Below are 23,934 nucleotides of genomic sequence, written 5' to 3'. Positions count from 1 at the left end.
CTTGAGGAACCGCCATGAACATCAATCTGAGTTTTCTGCAGGATCTGCTGACCCATGTCGGCCAGCGTGCCCGTCAGCAGGTTGGCCTCTCGCCCGGCGCCGGCAATGAAGACACCGCCCTCGCCCGCCTGACCGAGAGCTGCCACAACCTGACCGAGAGCAGCGGTGAAGCCTCGCGCATCATGATGGCCCAGCGTGCACTGGAGGATTATCAGCAGCTGGATCACGAGCAGCGCCTCGTCTTCTTTCAGCTGCTGGCCGAGCACTACGCCGCCGACGAAGCGGCCATTCACGCTGCCTACGCGGCCTATCGCGACTCCCCGGACAACGCCAATCTCAGTGCGCTGTTCGCCGCCAGTGAACCCAGACGCCAATCGTTGCTGCGCCGCCTGAACCTGTGCCCCGGCGGCACCTATGAAATCGTGCGCATGCGTGCCGACCTGCTCAAGCTCATCAAGCAGCATCCGGAATTGAAGCCGCTGGATGCCGACTTCGCGCATCTGTTCGCCTCCTGGTTCAATCGCGGCTTCCTGATGCTGGAGGCCATCGACTGGAACACCCCCGCGGCGGTGCTGGAGAAGATCATCCGCTACGAGGCGGTGCATGCCATCCAGGACTGGAGCGATCTGCGCGGGCGCCTCGACCCCGAGGACCGCCGCTGCTACGCCTTCTTCCACCCGGCCATCGGCGATGAGCCGCTGATCTTCGTCGAGGTGGCGCTGTGCAAGGGCGTGCCCAACAACATCCAGCATCTGCTCGCCAACAGCGGCCAGACCACCGAACGCGAGGCGGACACCGCCGTCTTCTACAGCATCAGCAATTGCCAGAAGGGCCTGAAAGGCATCTCGTTCGGCAACTTCCTGATCAAGCAGGTGGTGCAGGAGCTGCAACGCGAACTGCCCAATCTCAGCCGCTTCGTCACCCTCTCGCCGGTGCCCGGTTTCAGTCAGTGGCTGACACGCGCGCGTGATGAGGAAGGCCTGGAAGTCTCCGACCTGCTGGCCCATCACCTGCAGCACGATGACTGGATGAATGACGAGGAGGCCCAGCAGAAGATGGCACCGGAACTGCGCGCCCTCGCCGCCCATTACCTGGTCAACGTCAAGCACCGCAGCGGCCAGCCGATGGACCCGGTCGCCCGCTTCCACCTCGGCAACGGTGCCAGCCTGCATCGCCTCAACTGGCCGAGTGACACCTCCCCCAATGGCCGCCAGCAGGCCCACGGCCTGATGGTCAACTACCTCTATGAGCCGCACCGCATCGAGCAGAACCACGAGGCCTTCAGCCGCAACGACAGCGTGGTGTGCAGCAGTGAGGTGAAAAAGGAGTCGAAAGCCAACAAGGAGCTGGCCAAGGCGCCGAAGCGCGAGGCCAGGAAGGAAAGCGATACCCTGTCCAGTTCGCCCCTGTCATCAAAAGGGTCCGAGCAGTCGCCCGCGACCAGATCGGCCACGGATGCCAGCGACAGCAAGCCAACGCCGTCACTCGAGGAATAAGTCACTCGAGGAATAAGTCACTCGAGGAAAGCGTCACACAAGGAAAGAGCCGCCCGGCAGACACGCCATCTGCCGGAGCACACCTGATCAGAACGTCGCCTTGCGTCAACGCCTCATGACAAGACAAGGCTCATGACAAGACAACGCCTCATTACAAGAACAACGCCATTGGAGCCAACGATGCCTCACGCCAACCACGCCAACCTCTATCTGCAATTCGCGCGCAACTTCGATGAGCGCCCGGATGCCACCTTCCTCGATACCGTCGAAGGCCACGGCTACAGCTTCGCCGAGGCACGCAGCGCCGCCGGCCAGATGGCCACCGCACTACGCGAGCTGGGCGTGACCCCGGGCGACCGCGTCGCGGTGCAGATCGACAAGAGCTGCGAGACCGTCATCCTGTATCTGGCCTGCCTGCAGGTCGGCGCGGTCTATCTGCCGCTGAATACCGCCTACACCGGCGAGGAGATCCGCTACTTCCTGGGCGACGCCGGCCCGCACCTGTACGTCTGCCAGCCCAAGGTGCTGGAGACGGCACGCGCACTGGGCAAGGAATGTGATGTGCCGCGTGTCGAGAGTCTGGGCACCGAGCAGGACGGCACCCTGATGGAGCAGGCCCGCCAGTGCAGCGCAAGCAGTGAAGTCGAGCCACGCGCCGCCGATGATCTCGCCGCCATCCTCTATACCTCCGGCACCACCGGGCGCAGCAAGGGCGCGATGCTGACCCACGCCAATCTGGCCTCCAACTGTCAGGCGCTGGCCGAGACCTGGCGCTTCACCCGTGATGACCATCTGATCCACGCCCTGCCAATCTTCCACACCCACGGCCTGTTCGTGGCCTGCAACATCGTGCTGACGGTGGGCGCCTCGATGACCTTCCTGCCGAAGTTCGATACCGAGCAGATTCTGGATCTGATGCCACGCTCCAGCGTGCTGATGGGCGTGCCGACCTTCTACACCCGCCTGCTGGAATCCGAACGCCTCAATCGCGAGACGACCGCCGGCATGCGACTGTTCGTCTCCGGCTCCGCGCCGCTGCTCAGCGAGACCCACAGTGAGTTCAGTGCACGTACCGGCCACGCGATTCTCGAACGCTACGGGATGACCGAGACCAACATGAACACCTCCAACCCCTACGACGGCGAGCGGCGTCCCGGCACGGTGGGCATGGCGCTGCCCGGCAGCGAAGTGCGCATCACCGACCGCGAGACAGGTGCCATCCTGCCGCGTGGCGAGACAGGGCTGATCGAGGTGCGCGGTGCCAACGTCTTCAAGGGCTACTGGAAGATGCCGGAGAAGACCGCCAGCGAGTTCCGCGAGGATGGCTTCTTCATCACCGGGGATCTCGGTCATATCGATGCCGATGGCTACCTGTGCATCAGCGGCCGCGACAAGGACCTGATCATCTCCGGCGGCTACAACATCTACCCGAAGGAGGTGGAGCTGCTGATCGATGACATGCCCGGCGTCAATGAATCGGCGGTGTTCGGCGTGCCCCACCCGGACTTCGGCGAAGGTGTCTGCGCGGTAGTGGTCATGCAGGCCGGCCACCAGGGCAGTCTCGATGAAGCGGCGGTGCTTGCCGCCCTCAGCGACAAGCTCGCCCGCTACAAGCAGCCCAAGCGCGTGTTCTTCATCGAAAGCCTGCCGCGCAACGTGATGGGCAAGGTGCAGAAGAAACAGCTGCGCGAGGAATATGCACAGCTGTTTGCCCCTGAGCCGGCCCGCTCACACGGCTGAGCCACCACTATCAAGCCTGACACCCGACACCTTCATGCCACCGGCATGGCGTGACGCCATCACGTCATGCCGGTGGGTTCACTCACCCCGATTCCTTGCAAGGACAGCCAAAGGACGCCCAATAGTCAGATACAAGACACGAGACACGAGACACGCAAAGACAGGCTCGCCAGCCTGGATGGACGTGATGAAAGACACGAATGAGACGACACACATCAGATAGACGACAAGACGCCACACTGATTCACCACCACTTCACCACAACAACAAGAAGGTAATACGCCATGGTGATCTACGGAGTTGCCCTGCTGGCAGGGTGCATGATGGCCGGTCTCGTGATCGGTGATCTGCTCGGAGAAATGCTCAATATCGATTCCAATCTCGGCGGTGTCGGCATCGCCATGCTGCTGCTCATCTTCATCACCGGTGTGCTGAAGGACCGCGGCAAGATGGCCGACAGCACCTCCAGCGGCATCAATTTCTGGAACGCGATGTACATCCCCATCGTGGTCGCGATGGCCGCCAGCCAGAACGTGGTCGCGGCCTTCAGCGGCGGCATGGTCGCGCTGGTCGCGGGCGTGCTGGCGGTGGTGCTGGGGCTGGCACTCGTTCCTCTGCTGACCGGCAAGCGGCCGGAAACCGCACTGGAAGAGGCTCCCCTGCCCGATGAGAACCGCCCCAGAACCTCAGTGACGACAGGCGCCCCGGTGCTGGATCGCAGTCGCCATGCCTCCCCCACTCCTGCGCACAAACACTGAGGGCTGACCCATGATCGATTCACTCGTCCACCTGTTCGACAAGTATCATCTGGTCGCTGCCTTCGCCGTGATCGGGCTGGCGATGTATGTCGCCTACTGGATCAGCAACAACCTGACACGCGGCAAGCTGCACGGCTCCGCCATCGCCATCATCCTCGGCCTGGTGCTGGCCTACGTGGGTGGCGCAACCACCGGCGGCAGCAAGGGGCTCTCGGATGTCACGCTGTTCTCGGGGCTGGGCCTGATGGGGGGCGGCATGCTGCGTGATCTCGCGATCATCGCCACCGCCTACGGGGTCAATCTCAAGGAAATCCGTCAGACCGGCTTTCGGGGTGTCATCGCGCTGTTCGTCGGCGTGCTGATCTCCTTCGTCGCCGGTGGTGGCGTCGCCATCGCCTTCGGCTATACCGATCCTGTCGATATCACCACCATCGGTGCGGGCGCGGTCACCTACATCGTCGGCCCGGTCACCGGTGCCACGCTCGGGGCCAGTTCCGAAGTGGTCGCGCTGTCGATCGCCGCCGGCCTGGTGAAGTCGATCCTGACCATGGTGGCCACGCCGATGACGGCGCGCCTGATCGGGCTCGACAATCCGCGCTCCGCGATGATCTTCGGTGGCCTGATCGGCACCACCAGCGGTGTGGCGGCTGGCCTTGCCGCCACCGACGCCCGCCTGGTGCCCTACGGCGCGATGACCGCCACCTTCTACACTGGCCTGGGCATCCTGCTCGCCCCGACGGTGCTGTTCCTCGCGGTACGTGCGGTGATGTAAGCATCGCGCTGACACGAGAGGCAATGCCACAAGCCGCTCAGACACAAGTGGCGCTGACACAAGACGACGGCGGCATCAGTCAGGACAATACATGTCCCACGCTGATGCCGCCGTCGTGTCGTTTACCGCCCATGTGACTTCCCACTTTACTGCCCAATCCACACCGTGGCGACCGGCCGGATCAGCGTGGCCTCAACAAGCGCTCCATCACTGCCCGCGCGGCGGACCACATCACGCTGCCGTGGTCTTCGCCCTCGAACAGCCGCCACTGGACGGCTACCTGCGGACAGTGCTCGCGCAGCTGGCGTGCATGCTCATGTGCGTTGTCGATCATCGCGCGCTCAACCCGCAGCCTGTCACGCTCAGGGTCCTGCCGCCTGGGCTGCGGCGACTGCTCACGTCCGCCAGCCGCGATGTACACCGGGCCCGCCGTCTCGGAGCAGGCAAGACGCAGCGGCCAGTTGGCCGGGTCATTCTCCTGCCGCCACCACAGCGAAGGGCTGATCGCGAAGATCGCCCCGAAGGCTTCGGGCGCCTTCTGCTGGGCATGGAGCGCGAACAGGCCGCCGAGGGAATGTCCGACCAATGCAGGCCGCTCGAGATCGAGCGGATAGCGTGAGGCCAGTTCAGGCGGCAGAGCCTGGGTCAGATAGGCGAGGAAATCCTCGCCACCGCCGGTACCCTCTGGCGCCGTGCCGGTGGTGAGCGGTGGCGTGAAGTCTTTTAAGCGTAGCTTCGTGACGATGTCACGCGCCGCCTTTGCCTGCCCGTCCGTCTCGCCCGCATAACCGACCGCGACGATGGCGAGGTCTGACGGCACCTTGTCAAATCCACGGCGTCCCAATATGTCGCGCGCTGCCGTGAACAGATCCAGGTGGCGATTGCCATCCAGTACCAGCAGTACCGGATAGCCGCCCTCGGGCGGCGTGACCTGAGGCAACGCGAGCTGAATCAGGTAGTCATGTCCCGTGGCTGATGAGTGCTGCGTGAATGCGGTCGTCGTTCCCTGCAGCACCCTGGCGTCTCCCATGTGGCTCATGACGGGGGCGGATGACAGCAGCACGCCTGACGTCACTCCTGCCATCACCCACCGGCGCCCCCAGCCACGCAGTCGGTCGTGCAATCGGTGGTGCCATCGGTCATGCAACGGTGGACGAGCGCGAGAAGGACGTCCCTGTCCTCCCCTCACTGCCAGTGTCGTCTTGATGAGTGTCATGCTCAGAACTCGTACTTGAGGGTCGCGACGGCGCTGGCCGGACGTCCCACGAAGTTGAAGACACTGGCCGAACCGGCGCGCACGTAATATTCACGATCGAACAGGTTGTAGACGTTGAGCTGGCCACTGAGTTTCGGCGTGAACTGATAGCCCAGCATGGCATCGAACACGGCATAGCCCGGTGCCTGGATGGTGCCCTGGGTGCTGTCGAAATCGCTCAGTGCCGTCATGCCGGCACCGACGGACACGCCATCCAGCAGGTTGCCCTCGAAGCGATACTGGGTCCACAGATTGACCATGTTGTTGGGCATCAGCATCAGCAGTGCATCGGAGCTGCCGGCTTCCAGCACCTCGGAGTCCATGTAGGTGTAGCCGAAGATGACATCCCACTGCGGCGTGATGTTGCCGGCCAGCTCAAGCTCCGCACCGGTGATGCGCATCTTGCCGGAATCCACCGAATAACTGACGCTACCGTCGGTCGAGGAGGCAGCACGGTGATTGTCGGTCAACTGGAAACCACTGATACGCGCATTCAGCGCACCATCCAGATAGCTGCCCTTGATCCCGATCTCGTATTGCTCGCCTTCGCGCGGGTCGATCAGATTGCCATCCTCGCCTTCGCGGGTCTGCGGCTCGAAGACTCTGGAGTAGCTGGCATAGAGGGAGTGGTCGGCGTCCAGGTCATAGACGAGTCCGCCATAGGGAGTGACGGCGGTGTCCTGCATGTCGCTGCTGCCGCCATTGAGCTTGTCTTCGGTCTCGGCCGAGAACTGGCTGACGCGCGCGCCCAATATCACCGCCAGCGGTGCCACGGGACGCAGTGTCACCTTGCCGTACAGGCCCTGCTCTTCCAGGGTGGTCTCGGTGCGCGACAGGCTGTAACCGCTCACGCCATCACGGGCATTGCCGAGAATGTTGACATAGGACAGAGAGTTCAGCTCGCTGATGCTGGCGCTGGAGCCGGTCAGGTTGCCGGTGCGCGCCGCGGTGGTATCCGATTCCGATGTCTTGTAATCGACCCCGACCACGAATTCGTTCTGGTTGCCGAAGGCATCGAAGCCCTGGGTGTAGCTGGCATCCACGCTCACCGAGGTCTCATCGGTGAAACCGGCATAGCCCGCGACACTGCTCAAGTCGCCGGTATCGCTCAGTGCCGAGCCACTGTAGGCGTACTCGTAATCCGCATTGCGATCACTGTAACGCGCCGCCAGGCGGCCATAGCCGCGTGAGCTGAAGCGGTGGGTCAGCTCGGCGATCACATCGGTGGCATCGCTCTCGAAGCTGTTCCAGTCCGCGCCGTAGAATGCCGAACGGCGGCCATAGGTGAAGTTGTTGTCACCATCGACCGGTTGCCCCTGATTGACGGTGATGTCCTTGGTGTTGTGGATCACCCCCAGTGACAGCTCGGTATTCTCGTCGAGATCGATATCCAGCGCGCCATAGAAATCATTCAGCGTGTTGTCATTGTCATCCACCCACTGCGCCTGCTCGGTGGAGCGGGTCACCAGGCGTCCACGGATGCGGCCCTGCTCATCGATGGGCCCGGAGAGATCGACACTGACGCTTCTGTCATCCAGCGTACCGACGCTGCCGCTGATGGCGCCCTGGAAGGTATCGGTCGGGCGCTTGCGCACCAGATTGATGACCCCGCCCAGCTCACTGGTGCTGTTGAACAGACCGGATGGCCCACGCATGACCTCGACCCGGTCGATGGCAGTCAGGGATGGCACCGAGCCCGTCAGACTCGACATCGGCGCGGACAGCCCGTCAATGCTGTAGGCATCGTATTCATAGCCGCGCGCGAAGATCGACGAGCGACCGCTGTCATTGTTCAGCACCCGCACGCCCGGCGTACGTGCCGCCAGCTGATCCAGCGTGATGAAGTTCTGGTCCTCGATGGCATCATGGGTCACCACGCTCACCGACTGCGGAATGTCGCGCAGCGAGGCCGGCACCTTCGAGCCCACCGTGGCAGCGTCAACGCTGTAGCCGCCGCTCTGCTCACTGGACGCCATGTCATACAGGCGCAGCCCCGTCACCCGCTGGGTATCCAGCACCATCGTCGCGTCTTCCGCCTGTGCCGGCAGACTGACCAGCACCACCCCCACCCCGATCATCAAGCGACGCGTGCCTGCCCCGCACAGACCGCGTCCCCGTACCGTCACCTTCTTCATCGTGTCCCCTTGTCTCACCTGGCTATCGCTACTAATGATAATTATTTGCATCTGTGTGACTGACGGGGCATTTTGGCACTCCATGACGACAAAAACCTTTGCGGAACCCTCCCTGATGTTTGCAGGTGCGACAAGATGAGCCTTACTCCCCCTCCCGGCCTCGCCAGCTCTCACACCTCGGCAGGCGCACGCCACCGGATCATCGAGCTCGATCACGTGCACCGCATGGCGCGCGCGCTGACCAGCGACCACCAATGCCAGCCCGCCGAGGGCCAGTCAGCCGATGGCGCGCTGATCGGCAACATGCAGCTGCAGGAAGTGCAGCCGGGCCTGTTCATGCGCCTCAACCGCATCCGCAAGCGGGCGGATCTGATGATTCGCTCCCGCATCGAGCCATCGCTGAAGATCGCCGTGGTATGGGGTGGCGAGCCCAGGGTCAGTTTCGGGCCACAGCACCATGCGCTGAAGCCGGGTCGCGCACTGTGCATCGCGCTCGATGAGCCCACCGAATTCCGACTGCAAAGCCCCAAGGGGGCTTATGAGCACAGCGCCATCCTGACGCTGACACCGGCGTGGCTGACGTGGCATCTGGGGGTCTCAAGCGCCAGCGAGGCGATGCCCGAGGCGCGGCATCTGGCCCATTACCATTGGCAGCCATCTGCGCGTCTGGTCGAGCGCCTGGAGGAATTCAGTCGCCAACGGCCGGGCACGCTGGCGCTTAGGCTCGGCATCGAGTCAGTGGCGCTTGAGGTGATCAGCGAGTGCCTGGCGGCCAGACCGCCCCAGGCGGATGACAGCGCACAGCGCCGCCTGCAGGGCACGTCAGAGTGGCAGGCGAGGCTCGAGGACTGGATCTCCAGCGGGGAAGTGGCCTATCTGAGTCAGGCAGAGATCGCCGCCCGGCTGGGCATGAGCGTGCGCCAGTTGCAGCGCCGCTATCGCGACGCCTACGGCCAGACCATGTCGCGGGACCTGAGGCGGCGGCAGTTGCTCCGCGCGGCGCACCTGTTGCAGGACCGCAATGTCACGGTGGAGGCCGCCGCCGAGATGGCGGGGTATCGCAGCGCGGCCAATTTCGCCACCGCCTTTCGCCGCCAGTTCGGCGTGCCGCCCAGCCAGCGGCCTGTCGTGACGGCGTGAACGACGCATGGACCTGGAGATGCCCCGTTGCTAATGTTGAGCGGCATCGCGGCCTGCGCCATGCCTGCCGATTGCGGCAGCACCTGAACGGCACGCACGAAAACCGCACCCCACAACAAGATCTTCGCCACGCTCTCGCACAAGGACACTGCCATGTCAGTCGACAACATGAAGCTGGAATCGCTCGCCCTGCATCACGGCTACACCTCGGAAGCCACCACCAAGGCGGCGGCGGTGCCGATCTACCAGACAACCTCCTACACCTTCGACGACACCCAGCACGGCGCGGATCTGTTCGATCTCAAGGTGCCGGGCAACATCTATACCCGCATCATGAACCCGACCAATGACGTGCTGGAGCAGCGCATGGCCGCCGTCGAAGGCGGAATCGCGGCGCTGGCGGTGTCTTCCGGCATGGCGGCGATCACCTATGCCATCCAGGCGCTGGTGGAAGTCGGTGACAACATCGTCAGCACCAGCCAGCTGTATGGCGGCACCTACAACCTGTTCGCCCACAGCCTGCCGCGTCAGGGGGTCGAGGTGCGCATGGCAGCCTTTGATGATTTCGCCGCACTCGAAGCGCTGATCGATGACAAGACCAAAGCGGTGTTCTGCGAGTCCATCGGCAACCCGGCCGGCAACATCGTCGATCTCGAGCGTCTTGCCGAGATCGCCCACCAGCATGGCGTGCCGCTGATCGTCGACAACACCGTGGCCACCCCGGTGCTGTGTCGCGCCTTCGATCACGGCGCCGATATCGTGATCCACTCGCTGACCAAGTACATCGGCGGCCACGGCACCACCGTGGGCGGCATCATCATCGATTCCGGCAAGTTCGACTGGGTCGCCCACAAGGACCGCTTCCCGATCCTCAACGAGCCAGACCCCTCCTATCACGGCGTCGTCTACACCGAAGCCTTCGGCCCGGCCGCCTATATCGGTCGCTGTCGCGTGGTACCGCTGCGCAATACCGGCGCCGCGCTCGCCCCGCACAGTGCCTTCCTGCTGCTGCAGGGGCTGGAGACACTCGCCCTGCGCATGGAACGCCACTGCAGCAATGCGCTCGCGCTGGCCGAATACCTTCAGCAGCACCCGAGCGTCAGCTGGGTCAACTACGGCGCCCTGCCGGACAGCCCCTATCACGCCACCTGCCAGAAGATCACCGGCGGCAAGGCCTCCGGCATCATCAGTTTCGGCATCAAGACGGACGCGACAGGGGCCGATCAGGCCGAAGCCGGGCGTATCGCCGGCGGCAAATTCATCGATGCGCTGCAGATGATTCTACGCCTGGTGAATATCGGTGACGCCAAGTCGCTGGCCTGCCACCCGGCCTCCACCACCCACCGCCAGCTCAACGAGGAAGAACTCGCCATGGCCGGGGTCTCGGCGGACCTGATTCGCATCTCGGTGGGGATCGAGCATATCGACGACATCATCGCCGATGTCAGCCAGGCGCTGGACAAGGCGGTGGCCTGACGCGAGCGCGGCTCTTAAACGACAGTCAGGCGACATTCAGACGCCGACCAGGCCGCCTCAGCGAACATCAGTGACATATCAGCGCCCGCGAAGACACGCCTCTTCGCGGGCGCCTTGCGTTGCGTGTCCCGATGACTGCTGCTTCTCTCAGGCCTGCCAGAATCGAAATGGCCACCAGATAAGATAACGGTATATAAAAGAACTGGGCGGTCATATGGTCGGGGCAGCCAGACCCAGCATAAATCTGGTTAATACCAAGAATAAGAATTCGCAACTACCGAAATACACGAGCAGAACACACTCTTGGGTCAAGGCGTACACAGAGACGCCTGTCACGACCATAACAACTCCAAGAGGTGTCCCGATGAAATCCGTCCCGCTGAAGCCTGCCCTGCTGACTGCTGCCATCACGGCGGCCTGTGCCCTGCCGCTGAGCGCCGCCCAGGCCCAGGATATCAAGCTCGGCCACGTGCTGGCGCCGACCCATAGCTGGAACATCGCGGCGGAAGGCTTCGCCAAGGATGTCGCCGAGGCCACCGAGGGCCGCGTCAATTTCCAGGTCTTCCCCAGTGGTCAGCTCGGCAATGAGAAGACCGTCGTCGAAGGCATGCAGATCGGCAGCGTGCCGGCCGGCGTGATCGGCTGTGGTTCCTTCCAGCCGCTGGATGCGCGCTTCGGTATCGTCGAACTGCCCTACTCCTGGCCGGACCGCGAACACGCCTACGCCGCCTATGACGGCAAGCTGGGCGATGCGCTCGAGGACATCGCCGACGAGCACAACATGAAGATCCTGTCGTGGTGGGAGAATGGCTTCCGTCACGTCACCAACAATCGCGGCCCCATCACCAGCCCGGAAGACCTCGCGGGCCTCAAGATTCGCGTCACGCCGGACAAGATGCGTCTGGACACCTTCACCGCGTTGGGCTCAAGCCCGGCACCGCTGTCCTTCGGTGAACTCTACTCCGCGTTGCAGCAGGGCGTGTTCGATGCCCAGGAAAACCCGCTGGCCATCATCTATTCCTCCTCGTTCAGCGAAGTGCAGGACTACGTCTCCCTTACCGGCCACGTCTGGGCACCGGCGTGTCTGACCATGTCCAACTTCAGCTGGAACCAGCTCTCCGAGCAGGATCAGGCCGCCGTGCAGAAGAGCGCCGACGAATGGCGTGACAAGCAGCGCGCGATGACCCAGAAGGATGACGCCGAGCTGGTCGCCAAGCTGGAAGAGGCAGGCATGCAGGTCAACGAGGTCGACACCGCGCCTTTCAATGCCAAGGTGCAGGGTGTGTGGGCTGATTACGCCGACGTCTTCGGGCCTGAGCTGATGGGCCTGGTCGAGCAATACCGCAAGGGCGAGTGACGATGTCTTCCGCCTCTCCCTCCGTCAAGCCGCTGGCCGCGTTGTGTGCCGTGCGCACCTTGATGATCACTCTCTCACGTTGGTGCTGCCGGGGCTGTCTGGCCCTGGCAGCCAGTGGCGTGGCCGCGCTGTCGGCATTGGTGATCTGGACCGTCTTCATGCGCTGGGTGATGGGTCAGCCGCCGCACTGGGCAGAGGAATTGCCGCAGCTGGTGCTGGTCTGGACGACATTGTTGGCCGCGGTGTCCTGTACCCGCAACCGCACTCACCTGAGTGCGGGACTGCTGCCGCTGCTGGTGCGCTCGCTGCGTGTCCAGCGCATCACCGGCCGTATTACCGACGCGATGATCCTGATCATGCTGCTGTTGCTGGCCAAGGCAGGCATGGACCTGAGCGCCATCACGATGCGCCAGACCACCACCGCGCTGCAGATTCCCGCCGGCATCGTCTACCTGTCCGTGCCGCTGTGCTGCACCGCGATGGCTCTGATCCAGCTTGAGCATCTGTTGAGCCCTTCGGCCATCGGAGCCGAGACTCACGAGACGGATGCCACTGCGCCTGACAACGCTCCCTCTCGCCAAGGAGATGCCCCATGACACTCGGTGCCCTGGCTCTGCTCGGCGTATTCGCGCTCGGCATCCTCATCGACATTCCCATCGCCTTCGCGCTGCTGATGTCGGCCCTCTTCTACCTGCTGGCCTTCGGTGCCGCGCCGATGATGGTCTCGGCGCAGCAATTCGTGGCCGGGATGGAAAGCTTCACCCTGCTGGCGATTCCGCTGTTCGTGCTCGCCGCCCAGTTGATGAACCGCGCTGGCCTCACTGAGCGCCTGGTGCGCCTGTGCATGGCGATGGTCGGTGACATCCGTGGCGGCCTGGCGGTGGTCGCGGTGCTGGCCTGCATGATGTTCGGCGCGCTGTCGGGTTCCGGCGTGGCGGACGTGATCGCCATCGGCAGCATGCTGCTGCCCACCATGGCCCGCAACGGCTATGACAAGGGCTTCAGCAGTGCGCTGGTCGGAACCGCCAGCTCCATCGGCACCGTGATTCCGCCCAGCATCGTGATGATCGTCTACGGCACCACCTCCAACACCTCGGTGGGCCAGCTGTTCATGGGCGGCATCATCCCCGGCCTGATGCTGACGGTCGCACTGGTCGGCGTCGCCCTCTACCTGTCACGCAAGCATGGCTGGTCCGGCGGTGTCGCCGCCCGTGTGCCCGGCGAGCGTCGCCGCGCGCTGCTCAGTGCCATGCCGGCGCTGATGGTGCCGGTGATGATCATCGGCGGTATCCGCTTCGGGGTGTTCACGCCCACCGAGGCCGCCGCCTCCGCGATTCTCTACGCCATCATCATCGGTACCTGTGTCTATCGCAGCCTGACCTGGCGCGGCTTTCTGGACAGTGTCCGCGCGACCGCCGAGACCACCGGCGCCATCCTGCTGATCATCGGCGCGGCCGGCATGTTCGCCTGGGGTCTGACCTACGAGCAGGTGCCGCAGGCCATCGCCCAGTTGATCGGCGAATTCACCGACAGCCGCATCAGCGTCCTGCTGCTGCTGACCGCCGTGCTGCTGGTGCTGGGCTCCTTCATGGAAAGCGTGGCGATCATCATCATCGTGACGCCCATCGTGATGCCGCTGCTGGCGCAATACGGCATCAGCCCGGTGCACTTCGGGGTGCTGCTGACCGTCAATCTGGCCATCGGCGCCAACACGCCACCGCTGGGGATCGACCTGATGGCCGCGTGTCGCATCGCCGGGATCAACGTCAGCGACTCGCTGCGGCCGCTGGGCCTGATGCTGGGCGCGATGCTGACCGTGCTGATGCTGATCACCTTCATTCCAGAACTCGTGCTGTTCCTGCCCAACCTGATGGAGGGCTGAGCGATGACCTCTCTTGCCACTCAGCCCCTCCCGCAGCGCTGGCTGTTCGTGCCCGGGGATGACGCCGCACGACTGGAAGCCGCGCTCACCAGCGGTGCCGATGCCATCGTGGTCGATCTCGAGGAATTCACCGCCCCCGAAGGCCGTGCACTGGCGATCAGTCGCTTCGCCGAGTTCGCCAGACGTGCCCGTCGCCTGCATCTGTGGCCGGCGGTACGCCTCAACCTGCTGGAGCACGGCGGTCGCGACGAACTGACCGCCCTGCTGCAGACCGCACTGGGCGAACTGGCCGGCACTCCTACTGCGGTCTTTCTGCCCGCCGTCGAGCAGCGCAGCCAACTGGCCGCACTGGATGAGGCGCTCGCCGAGCAGGAACGCCTGCATGCCCTGCCCGCGGGCTGTCTGAAGAGCATCGCGACCCTGGAAAGCGAGGCCGGCCTGTTGAACGCCGAGGCCTTGCTCGCACCGGGAAGTGACACGTCACGCCTGCTGGGCGCGCTGATCGGCACCGGGGACCTGGCCACTGACCTGGGCCTGATGCCGGACCAGCCCGCCGCCATCATCACCGAAACTCTGAAACCGTGGCGCCAGCGACTGGCCGTGGCCTGCAGGACACATCAGCGACTGGCCATCGATGGTCCGTGGCGCTGGCAGCACGGACTGGGCACCGACCAGCACTGGGCCAACCAGCAGGGACTGCATGCGCGGTGTGTCATCCACCCCGATCAACTCGAAGCGCTCTACGACCTGATGCCCGCAGACAGTCACCGACTGCGCCGCTGACGACATCGCTCCGGCACCCTCTTTCGCTCTGACAGCTTTTATTGCACCGACAGCCTTTTCACCTTACGCAACCACAACGAGAACCTTCCCATGACTCAGGCCGCTGACACCTACACTCACGAATCCACTCTTCCGCTGCGCAATGGCGGACAGATCCTCGTCGACCAGATCCGTCTGCACGGCACCAAGCGTGTCTTCCTGGTGCCCGGCGAAAGCTACCTGCCGTGCATCGATGCGCTCAATGAGCACAAGGGCGCCATCGACCCCATCGTCTGCCGCCAGGAAAGTGGCGCGGGCTACATGGCCGAAGCCTACGGCAAGCTGACCAACGAGCCGGGCGTGTGCTTCGTCACCCGTGGCCCGGGCGCCACCAACGCCTCTATCGCCGTGCACACCGCCTATCAGGATTCCACACCGATGATCCTGTTCATCGGTCAGGTCGGTGGCGACTTCATCGAGCGCGAAGCCTTCCAGGAAATCGATTACCGCCGCATGTTCGGCGAGATGACCAAGTGGGTCGCGCAGATCGACGACACCTCGCGCATTCCGGAATACATCGCGCGTGCCTATCAGGTGGCGCGCAGCGGCCGTCCGGGGCCGGTGGTGCTGGCACTGCCCGAAGACACCCTGTGGGGCGAGGCGCAGGTCGCGGACGTCAAGCCGCACCCACGTCTGGCCACCTACCCGGGTCAGCCGCAGCTGGATGAGCTCAAGAACCTGCTAGCGACTGCCGAACGCCCCTTCCTGCTGGTCGGCGGCAGCGGCTGGACCCGCGATGCCCAGGTCGCGCTGGAAGGCTTCGCCCAGCGATTCGACATCCCCACCGGTGTCGCCTGGCGCCGTCTGGAGTGCGTCGATGCCGAACTGCCGCAATTCGCCGGTCATGTCGGCATGGGCATGCATGACGCACTGCGCCAGCAACTCCTCGAGAGTGACCTGGTGATCGCCGTCGGTACCCGCATCGGCGAAGCCACCAGCGAAGGCTATAGCTGGATGCAGTCACCGGTGCCGACCCAGAAGCTGGTGCATATCTATGCAGCCCCGGAAGAGCTGGGGCGTGTCTATCAGCCGACGCTGGCCATCAATACCGACGTCAACGGCTTCTCATTGGCGCTCTCCACGCTGTCACCGGACAGCGCACCGCGCTGGTCCGGCATCACCCGCGAGGCGCGCGCCGCCTATCTGGCCACGCTGGAAGAGCAGCCGTCGCCGGGTCCGCTGAGCCTGGACAAGGTCAGCCTGACCGTCGACCGCATTCTCGATGGCAAGGGCTGCATCAGCGTCGGCGCCGGCAACTACGCGCTCTACGCCCACCGCTACGTGCGCTTCCGTGGCCTGGGCAGCTCGCTGGCCCCGACCGTCGGTTCCATGGGTTACGGTCTGCCCGCCGCCATTTCCAGCAAGCTCGAATTCCCGGAACGCCCCGCCGTCTGCTACGCCGGTGATGGCTGCTTCCAGATGAACCTGCAGGAACTGGGCGTGGCGCTGCAGTACCGCCTCGGCATCGTGGTGCTGGTGTTCAACAACGGCATGTGGGGCACCATCCGCGCCCACCAGGAAAACGACTTCCCGGGCCGCGAGATCGCCCTGACCTTCACCAACCCGGACTTCGCCGCGCTGGTCACCGCCTACGGCGGCCTCGGTCAGGTGGTGGAGAAGGACGAGGACTTCGAGGAAAGCTTCACGCGCGCGCTGGAATTCGCCGACCGCGAGCGTCTGCCGGCTCTGATCGAGCTGCGCTATGACCCGGACGGCATCGCCCCGGGCAAGCTGCTCAGCGGTATCCGCGAAGACGCCCTGACACGCAACGACAAGGCAGGTATCTGACATGAGCACATCCTCAACTCAAGACGTGCTGGACTCCCTCGCCCTGCGCGTCGATGGCAAGCGTCTGTGGGACGCGCTGATGACACTGGCCGAGATCGGCGCGACGCCCAAGGGCGGCAACTGCCGTCTGGCACTCACCGAAGAAGACCGCGCCGGCCGCGAGCTGGTTACCGGCTGGCTGGAGGCCGCTGGCCTGACGCTGCGCGTCGACGAGATCGGCAACATCTTCGCCCGTCGTCCCGGCCGCGATGACAGCCTGCCGCCGATCGCCACCGGCAGTCACATCGACACCCAGCCCACCGGCGGCAAGTTCGACGGCTGCTTCGGCGTGCTGGCTGGCCTGGAAGTCATGCGCGTGCTGGATGAGCACGGCATCGAGACCGAAGCGCCGCTGGAAGTGGTGATCTGGACCAACGAGGAAGGCAGCCGCTTCGTACCGGTAATGATGGGGTCCGGCGTGCATGCGGGCCTGATTCCGCTGGAGAAGGCGCTGGCCGCCACCGACCGCGACGGCGACAGCGTTGCCGCGTCGCTTGAGCGCACTGGCTATGCCGGCGACGTGGCGGTGGGCAGCCATGATTTCGGCGCCTATTTCGAGGCGCACATCGAGCAGGGCCCGGTGCTGGAGCAGGAGGAAATCACCATCGGTGCCGTCACCGGCTCCCTCGGCCTGCACTGGTTCGACGTGGTGGTCAGCGGTCAGGAAGCTCACGCCGGCCCGACGCCGATGCCCTACCGTCGCGATGCGCTCAAGACCGCCTGCGCGCTGGTCAGCGACATCCTGACGCTGGCCGATGACTACCAGCCCAACGGCCGCGTCACCTGTGGCGAATTCAATGTGCATCCTAACTCGCGCAACGTGATTCCGGGCCAGGTGCGCTTCAGTGTCGACCTGCGTCACCTGGAACCGGCAGTGCTCGCCGAGATGCACGACCAGCTCAAGGCGCTGTGCCTCAAGCATCACGCCGCCAATCAGAGCGACAAGCAGCGCGTCGATGTCGAACTGATCGAAGTGCAGCACATTCCGCCGACGCCCTTCGCGCCGGAACTGATCGAGATGGTGCGCAGTGCAAGTCAGGAACTGAACCTCAGCTTCCGCGACATGGAAACCGGTGCCGGTCACGACGCCGTGCAGATCGCCGGCATCAATCCGGTGGCGATGATCTTCGTGCCCTGCGAGGACGGCATCAGCCACAACGAGAGCGAGAACGCAGAGCCTGCCGATCTCGAAGCCGGCGCCAACGTGCTGCTGCTGGCGATGCTCAAGCGCGCCGGTGTCGTCAGCCGCGGCTCTCTCGCCGACAGCGCCAACACCACGACCGCGGAGAACGCCCAATGAGCACTGCCACTGCTTCGACCACTGCCGCCCCGCTGACCCATGCCGACTGGCAGCAGCGCGCGGCAGCGCTGACCTTCGAGACCCGAGCCTTCATCGACGGTGCCTATGTGGAAAGCACCGGCTGCGACACCTTTCCGGCCTGGAATCCGGCCACCGGAGACGTGCTGGCACATGTCACCGCCTGCACCGAGCAGGACATCGACCGCGCCGTGATGGCGGCGCGGCGTGCCTTCGACTCCGGCGTGTGGTCGCGCCAGTCACCCCAGGCGCGCAAGGCCGTTCTGCAACGCTTTGCCCAGCTGATCCGCGAGCATGCCGAAGAGCTGGCGCTGCTGCAGACACTGGAGATGGGCAAGCCGATCGGCGACAGCCTGGGCTTTGATCTGGCGGAAACCGCGCGCGCGGTGGACTGGTATGCCGAGGCCATCGACAAGCATTACGACGAGATCGCGCCCACCGGCGAGAACGTGCACGCCACCATTACCCGTGAAGCGCTGGGCGTGGTCGCGGCGGTGGTGCCGTGGAACTTCCCGCTGATGATCGCCTCGTGGAAGTTCGCCCCGGCGCTGGCGCTGGGCAACAGCGTGGTACTCAAGCCGGCCGAATCCTCAAGCCTGAGTGCGCTGCGTCTGGCGGCACTCGCCGATGAAGCCGGCCTTCCGGCGGGCGTCTTCAACGTCACGCCGGGGCTGGGCGCGGTGGCGGGCCAGGCGCTTGGCCTGCACATGGAAGTCGATGCGCTGGCCTTCACCGGCTCCACCGCCACCGGCAAGCGCTTCATGCGCTACGCCAGCGACTCCAACTTGAAGCGGGTGTGGCTGGAGTGTGGCGGCAAGTCGCCGCATATCGTGTTCGCCGATTGCCCGGATCTCGACATGGCCGCACGCGCTGCGGCAGACGCCATCTTCATCAATCAGGGCGAAGTCTGCATCGCTGGCTCCCGCCTGTATGTCGATGAGGCCATCTTCGATGACTTCATGCCGCGCCTGATCGCCTGCGCCCGCGCCATGCCGGCCGGTGATCCGCTCGACCCGGCCACGCGCATGGGCGCACTGGTCAGCGCGGACCACCACGAGAAGGTGCTCGGCTTCGTCGAGACGGCGCTCTCGGAAGGCATGACGCTGCATCAGGGCGGCCGCGCCATCGCCCCCAGCGACGCCACCTCCGGCGGCTGGTATCTGGAGCCGACCATCGTGGAAGGCGGCCAGAACAGCACCGTGATGCACGAGGAAATCTTCGGCCCGGTGCTGGGCGTGACCCGCTTCAACGGCGAGGAAGAAGCCATCGAACTGGCCAATGATTCCATCTATGGCCTGGGCGCTGGGCTGTGGACGCGGGATCTGGCGCGTGCCCATCGTGTCTCGCGGCGTTTGAAGGCGGGGCTGGTGTGGGTCAATTGCTACGCCGATGGCGATATCAGCGTGCCCTTCGGTGGCGTCAAGCAGTCCGGGTTCGGGCGTGACAAGTCACTGCACGCGCTGGACAAGTACTCCGACCTGAAGACCACCTGGATCAATCTGGCCTATTGAGCCGTCGGTCGGCCCTCGAGGGGGGCCCCCGAAGCGCCGCTGCCACCCGGACTCTCTGGTGACAGCGGCGCGGGCCATTCAGAACGCGCTTCAGGACGGGTTTCAGGACGGGCTTGAGAGCAAGGTCTTGATCGAGCGCCAGGGGTGGCTCAAGTGGCGGGCGCGCCGTCACTGGCCAGCACGGCATTGGGGTCCGGCAGCTGCATTTCCAGACCGCGATGCAGACGCTCCTCCAGCGGCACCTTGGCCAGCGCGTTGTGCAGGAAGTCGACGAAGGTGGATTCGGCGGCGCTGAAACGCGCCTCACGGTGCCACATCAGGTGCAGGTCGATATCGGCCACGCCACCGTAGGGTGGCAAGGGCCACAGCTGCTGCTCCTCGACCTCACGCCGCACGATGTGCTCCGGCATGCAGCCGATGCCCCAGCCGGCCAGCACCATGCGGCGGATTTCCTGCAGGCTGCTGGATTGACCGATCACCGGGCCCTGCAAGCCCTCGCGGGCGCGGAACATCGCCAGCGGAGACAGCACGCCATCGAGCTGCTCGCTGCCGAAGGAGACATAACGCTCATTGCGCAGCGCCTCCAGCGGCAGATTCTGCTGACCGAAGAGCGGATGCATGCGGCCACAGAAGTAGCGGTAATTCTGGCGCGCCAGCACCTGGGACATCAGTGGCTCCGGTGTCTGCTGCGCCAGGCAGATGCCCAGCGCGCCCTGGCGCTGCAACAGGCCCTGCTGCACCTCGTGACTGGACATCTCCTGGATCGAGAAGGTGACCTGGGGGAAACAGCGATGAAAGCGCGCGAACACGCTATCAAGGAATCGGCATTCGATGCCGGTAATGAAAAGGAGCGAGACATGCCCGGAAATCTCCGTATGACTGTTGCCCACCTCAGAGGCGAGACGCGCCACGTTGGCGTAGATCTCCACGGCCTCGCGATAGACCACCTGCCCCGCCCCCGTCACGCGAAAGCTGTGACTGTCTCGTTCGATCAACCGTTGCCCGAGACGCTCTTCCAGACGCTTGAGTGACAGACTCACCGCCGGCTGGGACAGATAGAGACGGGCTGCCGCTCGACTGACACTTTCCTCCTGAACGATGACGATGAAGGTTCTCAGCAGGTTCCAGTCCAGAGTGTCATGGATGGGTCGCATGGCGAGGATTCCTGTCCAGAAAATGACGCACCCGGCGTGGCAATGGCCACGCAACGTCTTCGTGACGAGCCAGGTAGCATGAAAGTCAGCACTGCCTCGCCATTGCCATCCACTTGAGTGATATATTGCCTTTCTCTCAAGCTGGCAATGACGATCAATACAACATCAACAATGCGGAAAAATGACAATGTTCGATAGCCGAGAAACCGAGATTCTCTCGATCATGATCATAGCATGTGGCCTATTTCTGATGGGGCTTTCGCTGTATTTCTTTCGCCGTATCAAGACCTATGATGACTACAATGTCGCCGGCCGTTCCACCGCGACCTTTCCGCTGATCTGCACGCTTGTCGGCACTGCCGTCGGCGGCTCCACCCTGCTGGGCTTCGTCTCCAAGGGCTACACCTTCGGCATGGGGCAGCTGTGGCTGCCGGTGGGCATGACCGTCGCCGGCATCGCACTGTACTTCTTCATCGGCAAGATCCACGCCGAAGGCCGGCGCCTGGAGATGGTGACACTGGCCGACTTTCTGGTCAGCCGTTTCGGCGAGGGGGTCAGACTCCCCACTCTGCTGAGCATCCTGTGCGCCTACGCGGCCATCACCGGCATGCAGTTCGTGGCGGTGGCCACGGTGCTCAAGCTGGTGTTCGGCCTGGCGCTGCCGGTGGGTATCCTGCTGACCTGGGCGCTGCTGACCGCCAAGACATGGCTGGGCGGCCTGATGGCGGTCATCTGGTCGGATGCGATTCTCGGTACCCTGCAGACACTGGGCATCTTCTTCCTTCTGGTCACCGTCTACTACGCCAGCGGCAGCTGGGAGATCATCAGTGCATCGCCCACACCACAGGGCAGCCCTGACTTCCTGAGCCTGACCGGCATCTCCGGCCATGAACTGGCGGTCTACATGCTGACCATCGGCGCCTATCAGTTCGTGCGCCAGGACCTGTGGCAGCGCTTCTGGGCCGCGCGCAGCCTCAAGGCGGCACGTACCGGCTACGCCGTGGCCATCGTCTTCACGCTGCTGGTCGGTGGTGCCGTGGTGTTGATCGGTGCCTTCGCCAGGCTGGGGCTGGACATCGCGGTGGCCAATCCGGACCTGTCCTTCTACGCCATCATCAAGGCCACCCTGCCACTGCCGCTGATGGTCAGCATGGTCGTGGTGCTGCTGGCGACCATCATCTCGTGTGCGGATTCGTTCTTCATCGCCGGCGCCTCGTCGATTGCCAATGACGTGATCAAGCCGCGCATGAAGGGCCGTGATGATGCCTTCATGCTGCGCATGAGCCGTCACTCGGTGATCGCCATGTCCTTGATTTCGCTGGGCCTGGCACTCTACGCCCCGCGCCTGCTGGATATCTGGATTCTCGGCAGCGCGATGCTTGTCTGCGGGGTACTGGTGCCGACGGTGGTGGCCCTGTGTCGCCGCTCGCCAGACCCGCGCGGCGGGGTGATCATGATGTGGGGCGGGCTTGCCACCGCCATTCTCTGGCAGCTGCTGGGTCATCCCTTCGGGCTGCATCCGGTGATGATCGGCCTGCCGGTCTCGCTGGCACTGATGCCGTTGGCGCTGCGCAAGCCGAGTCTGAACCTCGCGACCGACACCGCCACGCGCTGAGCCTGATGAGCGGGGCTCGCGCCGCTGTCAGACGCTGGGGCACGCCTCGTCATGCATGAGACCTGATGCAACATGCACGATGCATGAGACCTGATGCATAGGACCTGATGCATGCAACATGAAGCCTCGGTTCCCGATGCTGTCATCACGACATCGAGAACCGGGGCCTTGTTGCGATCTTCGCTCGATGCTCTACGGTTCTTGTCTTTCTTGCAGTGGTGTCTGTTCTTTCCTCTTCTTCTCCCCCCTTCCCTTGCGTTCTCACCTTGTATTCCATCGCTTCCCACCAGATTCATCCCCCTTTATCGACCAGAAGTATTCTGGGCTATCTGCCAGTATCACTCTGGATTCTCTACCAGGATCATCTCGTGTTGCCTTGTGGTTCGCACCGAGACTTTGCCTTGAATTGCCAAAATATTCCCCTCGAATTTACGCTGTAAGTCACTGGACCAAACACACAGGTTTTCTTACATAAATCTCGCAAATACTGCATATTGAAATTTGAAAGCCCAAAAGGCTGATGATTCGTTGACCGCAGCCAAGGCGGCTCATAGATTGAAGACGTACCATCAACGACAAGTCGCAAGGGACGCCGCTGCACCTCCTGGCTATCTGATCCCACCAGGTACGTGCAGACAGCATCGCCCGACACAATAACGATAAAGTGGAAACTGCTATGAAAACCCTCAAGCCCGCTCTTCTTCTCCCGCTGCTCGCGCTCCTCCCGGCCACCCAGTCCATGGCCACCGAATTGCGCATGCTGTCCAGTTACGACCAGACCACCGCCTACTCCCGCGAGATTGCCCAGCGATTCATCAAGGAAGTCAAAGCCAACAAGGCAGCCGACCTCACCATCAAGCTGACCGGCCCGGATGTGGTACCGCCCTTCGAGCAGCTGCAGCCCGTCGCTGCCGGTGTCTTCCAGCTGCTGTATACCCATGCCGCCTATCACACCAACACCACCGGCGTCGGCGCCGCGATGGATGGCGTGGCGGTGAACCCGGAACAGACGCGTGAATCCGGCCTGTGGGACATGGTCGATGAGCACTACAACGGCCTGGGCCTCAAGCTGATCGCGATTCCGCCGCTGGGCAGCCACGGCTTCCAGTACGTGCTGAAGGAGCCGATCACCGGCACGCCGGGTCTGGATGGCCGTCGTCTGCGCGGCAGCCCCACCTATACCAACGTCACCAAGGGCCTGGGCGGTACGCCGGTGCTGATGTCCAGTGGCGATGTCTATTCCGCGATGGACCGTGGCGTGATCGACGGCGCCGCCTGGGGCCTGAATGGCGTCAAGGACATGGGCTGGCAGGAAGTCGCCGGCTATTACTCCAAGCCGACCTTCGGTCAGACCTACAACTTCGTGCTGATGAATCTCAACGCCTTCAACACCCTGTCGCCAGAACAGCAGCAAGTGCTGCTCGACGAAGGGCGTGAGCTGGAAACCGAGATCGTCCCGATCCTGGATGAGCTGGCGGTCGAAGAGTGGAAGGCGTTGGACGAAGCCGGCATGCAGCCGACCGAATTCGCACCGGAAGACGCCGAGCGTCTGGATGCGCTGGTCACCGACGGTATCTGGCAGCTGGGCATCGACAAGTCACCGGAAGCCGTGACCGCCATGCGCGAGCTGGCGATCGAGAAGCACCTGACCACCGTCAGCGAGTAAGGAATCCACC

General features: G+C 63.8%; 18 protein-coding genes. 15 read left to right on the top strand and 3 right to left on the bottom strand.

The features are described 5' to 3' along the window. Window positions 1–14: 14 nt before the first annotated feature. From PJK54_RS06570 to madM, 4 genes are all read left to right on the top strand, one after another. Window positions 15–1,496 (top strand): malonyl-CoA decarboxylase, encoded by a 1,482-nt coding sequence (locus PJK54_RS06570; RefSeq protein ID WP_333781910.1) that lies wholly within the window; start codon window positions 15–17, stop codon window positions 1,494–1,496. Window positions 1,497–1,676: 180 nt separating this feature from the next. Further along, window positions 1,677–3,236: a malonate--CoA ligase gene (locus PJK54_RS06565; protein ID WP_271302516.1), complete on the top strand. Its 1,560-nt coding sequence runs from the start codon at window positions 1,677–1,679 to the stop codon at window positions 3,234–3,236. Window positions 3,237–3,520: 284 nt separating this feature from the next. Further along, entirely contained in the window at window positions 3,521–3,994 is a 474-nt protein-coding gene (gene madL, locus PJK54_RS06560; protein WP_077376063.1) for a malonate transporter subunit MadL, read from the top strand. Window positions 3,995–4,004: 10 nt separating this feature from the next. Next, a complete protein-coding gene (gene madM, locus PJK54_RS06555; protein ID WP_077376060.1) occupies window positions 4,005–4,766 on the top strand; it encodes a malonate transporter subunit MadM in 762 nt (253 codons plus the stop codon). 181 nt (window positions 4,767–4,947) lie between these two features. Here madM and PJK54_RS06550 read toward each other — a convergent pair whose 3' ends face one another. After that, window positions 4,948–5,829, bottom strand: a complete 882-nt coding sequence (locus tag PJK54_RS06550; protein WP_271302515.1) for an alpha/beta hydrolase — start codon at window positions 5,827–5,829, stop codon at window positions 4,948–4,950. Window positions 5,830–5,984: 155 nt separating this feature from the next. Next, window positions 5,985–8,156: a TonB-dependent siderophore receptor gene (locus PJK54_RS06545; RefSeq protein WP_271302514.1), complete on the bottom strand. Its 2,172-nt coding sequence runs from the start codon at window positions 8,154–8,156 to the stop codon at window positions 5,985–5,987. Between the two features lie 135 nt (window positions 8,157–8,291). On the opposite strand from PJK54_RS06545, the gene PJK54_RS06540 reads away from it, so the two are divergent. From PJK54_RS06540 to PJK54_RS06500, 9 genes are all read left to right on the top strand, one after another. Continuing rightward, a complete protein-coding gene (locus PJK54_RS06540; RefSeq protein ID WP_271302513.1) occupies window positions 8,292–9,296 on the top strand; it encodes a helix-turn-helix transcriptional regulator in 1,005 nt (334 codons plus the stop codon). A 168-nt stretch (window positions 9,297–9,464) separates the two neighbouring features. Further along, window positions 9,465–10,772 carry an O-acetylhomoserine aminocarboxypropyltransferase/cysteine synthase family protein gene (locus PJK54_RS06535; protein WP_271302602.1) on the top strand — a complete coding sequence of 436 codons (1,308 nt, stop codon included), beginning with the start codon at window positions 9,465–9,467 and terminating at the stop codon, window positions 10,770–10,772. Between the two features lie 364 nt (window positions 10,773–11,136). After that, the gene (locus tag PJK54_RS06530; RefSeq protein WP_191237075.1) at window positions 11,137–12,129 is read left to right on the top strand and encodes a TRAP transporter substrate-binding protein; all 993 of its coding nucleotides are present in this window, start codon (window positions 11,137–11,139) and stop codon (window positions 12,127–12,129) included. Window positions 12,130–12,131: 2 nt separating this feature from the next. Continuing rightward, entirely contained in the window at window positions 12,132–12,725 is a 594-nt protein-coding gene (locus tag PJK54_RS06525) for a TRAP transporter small permease (protein WP_271302512.1), read from the top strand. Continuing rightward, window positions 12,722–14,011 carry a TRAP transporter large permease gene (locus PJK54_RS06520; protein WP_136937720.1) on the top strand — a complete coding sequence of 430 codons (1,290 nt, stop codon included), beginning with the start codon at window positions 12,722–12,724 and terminating at the stop codon, window positions 14,009–14,011. Before PJK54_RS06525 ends, PJK54_RS06520 begins: the two co-directional genes overlap by 4 nt. A gap of 3 nt (window positions 14,012–14,014) precedes the next feature. Beyond that, entirely contained in the window at window positions 14,015–14,794 is a 780-nt protein-coding gene (locus PJK54_RS06515; RefSeq protein WP_271302511.1) for an aldolase/citrate lyase family protein, read from the top strand. Window positions 14,795–14,884: 90 nt separating this feature from the next. Continuing rightward, a complete protein-coding gene (locus PJK54_RS06510) occupies window positions 14,885–16,621 on the top strand; it encodes a thiamine pyrophosphate-binding protein (RefSeq protein ID WP_271302510.1) in 1,737 nt (578 codons plus the stop codon). 1 nt (window position 16,622) lies between these two features. Then, complete coding sequence (locus PJK54_RS06505; RefSeq protein ID WP_271302509.1) at window positions 16,623–17,960, top strand: Zn-dependent hydrolase; 1,338 nt, start codon at window positions 16,623–16,625, stop codon at window positions 17,958–17,960. After that, window positions 17,957–19,489 carry an aldehyde dehydrogenase gene (locus tag PJK54_RS06500; protein ID WP_271302508.1) on the top strand — a complete coding sequence of 511 codons (1,533 nt, stop codon included), beginning with the start codon at window positions 17,957–17,959 and terminating at the stop codon, window positions 19,487–19,489. Before PJK54_RS06505 ends, PJK54_RS06500 begins: the two co-directional genes overlap by 4 nt. 149 nt (window positions 19,490–19,638) lie before the next feature. On the opposite strand, the gene PJK54_RS06495 is transcribed toward PJK54_RS06500, so the two are convergent. Further along, the gene (locus PJK54_RS06495; protein WP_084208581.1) at window positions 19,639–20,643 is read right to left on the bottom strand and encodes a LysR family transcriptional regulator; all 1,005 of its coding nucleotides are present in this window, start codon (window positions 20,641–20,643) and stop codon (window positions 19,639–19,641) included. Between the two features lie 187 nt (window positions 20,644–20,830). Between PJK54_RS06495 and PJK54_RS06490 the strand changes: the two genes are divergently transcribed. Next, window positions 20,831–22,258, top strand: coding sequence for a sodium:solute symporter family protein (locus PJK54_RS06490; RefSeq protein ID WP_164850310.1), 1,428 nt, complete (start codon window positions 20,831–20,833; stop codon window positions 22,256–22,258). A 676-nt stretch (window positions 22,259–22,934) separates the two neighbouring features. Next, window positions 22,935–23,924: a TRAP transporter substrate-binding protein DctP gene (dctP, locus tag PJK54_RS06485; RefSeq protein ID WP_271302507.1), complete on the top strand. Its 990-nt coding sequence runs from the start codon at window positions 22,935–22,937 to the stop codon at window positions 23,922–23,924. Window positions 23,925–23,934: the final 10 nt, after the last annotated feature.

Source organism: Cobetia sp. MMG027 (assembly GCF_027947415.1).
GTDB classification, from domain to species: Bacteria; Pseudomonadota; Gammaproteobacteria; order Pseudomonadales; family Halomonadaceae; genus Cobetia; species Cobetia marina.
Note: the sequence above shows the minus strand (reverse complement) of the source record. Positions and strands in the feature narration are given on the sequence as shown.

Excerpts from the sequence above, each read along its gene's own strand:
- PJK54_RS06535 (WP_271302602.1), top strand. The coding sequence starts at position 9,465 with ATGAAGCTGGAATCGCTCGCCCTGCATCACGGCTACACCTCGGAAGCC.
- PJK54_RS06565 (WP_271302516.1), top strand. The coding sequence starts at position 1,677 with ATGCCTCACGCCAACCACGCCAACCTCTATCTGCAATTCGCGCGCAAC.
- PJK54_RS06515 (WP_271302511.1), top strand. The coding sequence starts at position 14,015 with ATGACCTCTCTTGCCACTCAGCCCCTCCCGCAGCGCTGGCTGTTCGTG.
- PJK54_RS06505 (WP_271302509.1), top strand. The coding sequence starts at position 16,623 with ATGAGCACATCCTCAACTCAAGACGTGCTGGACTCCCTCGCCCTGCGC.
- PJK54_RS06525 (WP_271302512.1), top strand. The coding sequence starts at position 12,132 with ATGTCTTCCGCCTCTCCCTCCGTCAAGCCGCTGGCCGCGTTGTGTGCC.
- PJK54_RS06540 (WP_271302513.1), top strand. The coding sequence starts at position 8,292 with ATGAGCCTTACTCCCCCTCCCGGCCTCGCCAGCTCTCACACCTCGGCA.
- PJK54_RS06495 (WP_084208581.1), bottom strand. The coding sequence starts at position 20,643 with ATGCGACCCATCCATGACACTCTGGACTGGAACCTGCTGAGAACCTTC.
- PJK54_RS06490 (WP_164850310.1), top strand. The coding sequence starts at position 20,831 with ATGTTCGATAGCCGAGAAACCGAGATTCTCTCGATCATGATCATAGCA.
- PJK54_RS06530 (WP_191237075.1), top strand. The coding sequence starts at position 11,137 with ATGAAATCCGTCCCGCTGAAGCCTGCCCTGCTGACTGCTGCCATCACG.
- PJK54_RS06500 (WP_271302508.1), top strand. The coding sequence starts at position 17,957 with ATGAGCACTGCCACTGCTTCGACCACTGCCGCCCCGCTGACCCATGCC.
- madM (WP_077376060.1), top strand. The coding sequence starts at position 4,005 with ATGATCGATTCACTCGTCCACCTGTTCGACAAGTATCATCTGGTCGCT.
- PJK54_RS06520 (WP_136937720.1), top strand. The coding sequence starts at position 12,722 with ATGACACTCGGTGCCCTGGCTCTGCTCGGCGTATTCGCGCTCGGCATC.
- PJK54_RS06545 (WP_271302514.1), bottom strand. The coding sequence starts at position 8,156 with ATGAAGAAGGTGACGGTACGGGGACGCGGTCTGTGCGGGGCAGGCACG.
- PJK54_RS06510 (WP_271302510.1), top strand. The coding sequence starts at position 14,885 with ATGACTCAGGCCGCTGACACCTACACTCACGAATCCACTCTTCCGCTG.
- dctP (WP_271302507.1), top strand. The coding sequence starts at position 22,935 with ATGAAAACCCTCAAGCCCGCTCTTCTTCTCCCGCTGCTCGCGCTCCTC.
- PJK54_RS06570 (WP_333781910.1), top strand. The coding sequence starts at position 15 with ATGAACATCAATCTGAGTTTTCTGCAGGATCTGCTGACCCATGTCGGC.
- madL (WP_077376063.1), top strand. The coding sequence starts at position 3,521 with ATGGTGATCTACGGAGTTGCCCTGCTGGCAGGGTGCATGATGGCCGGT.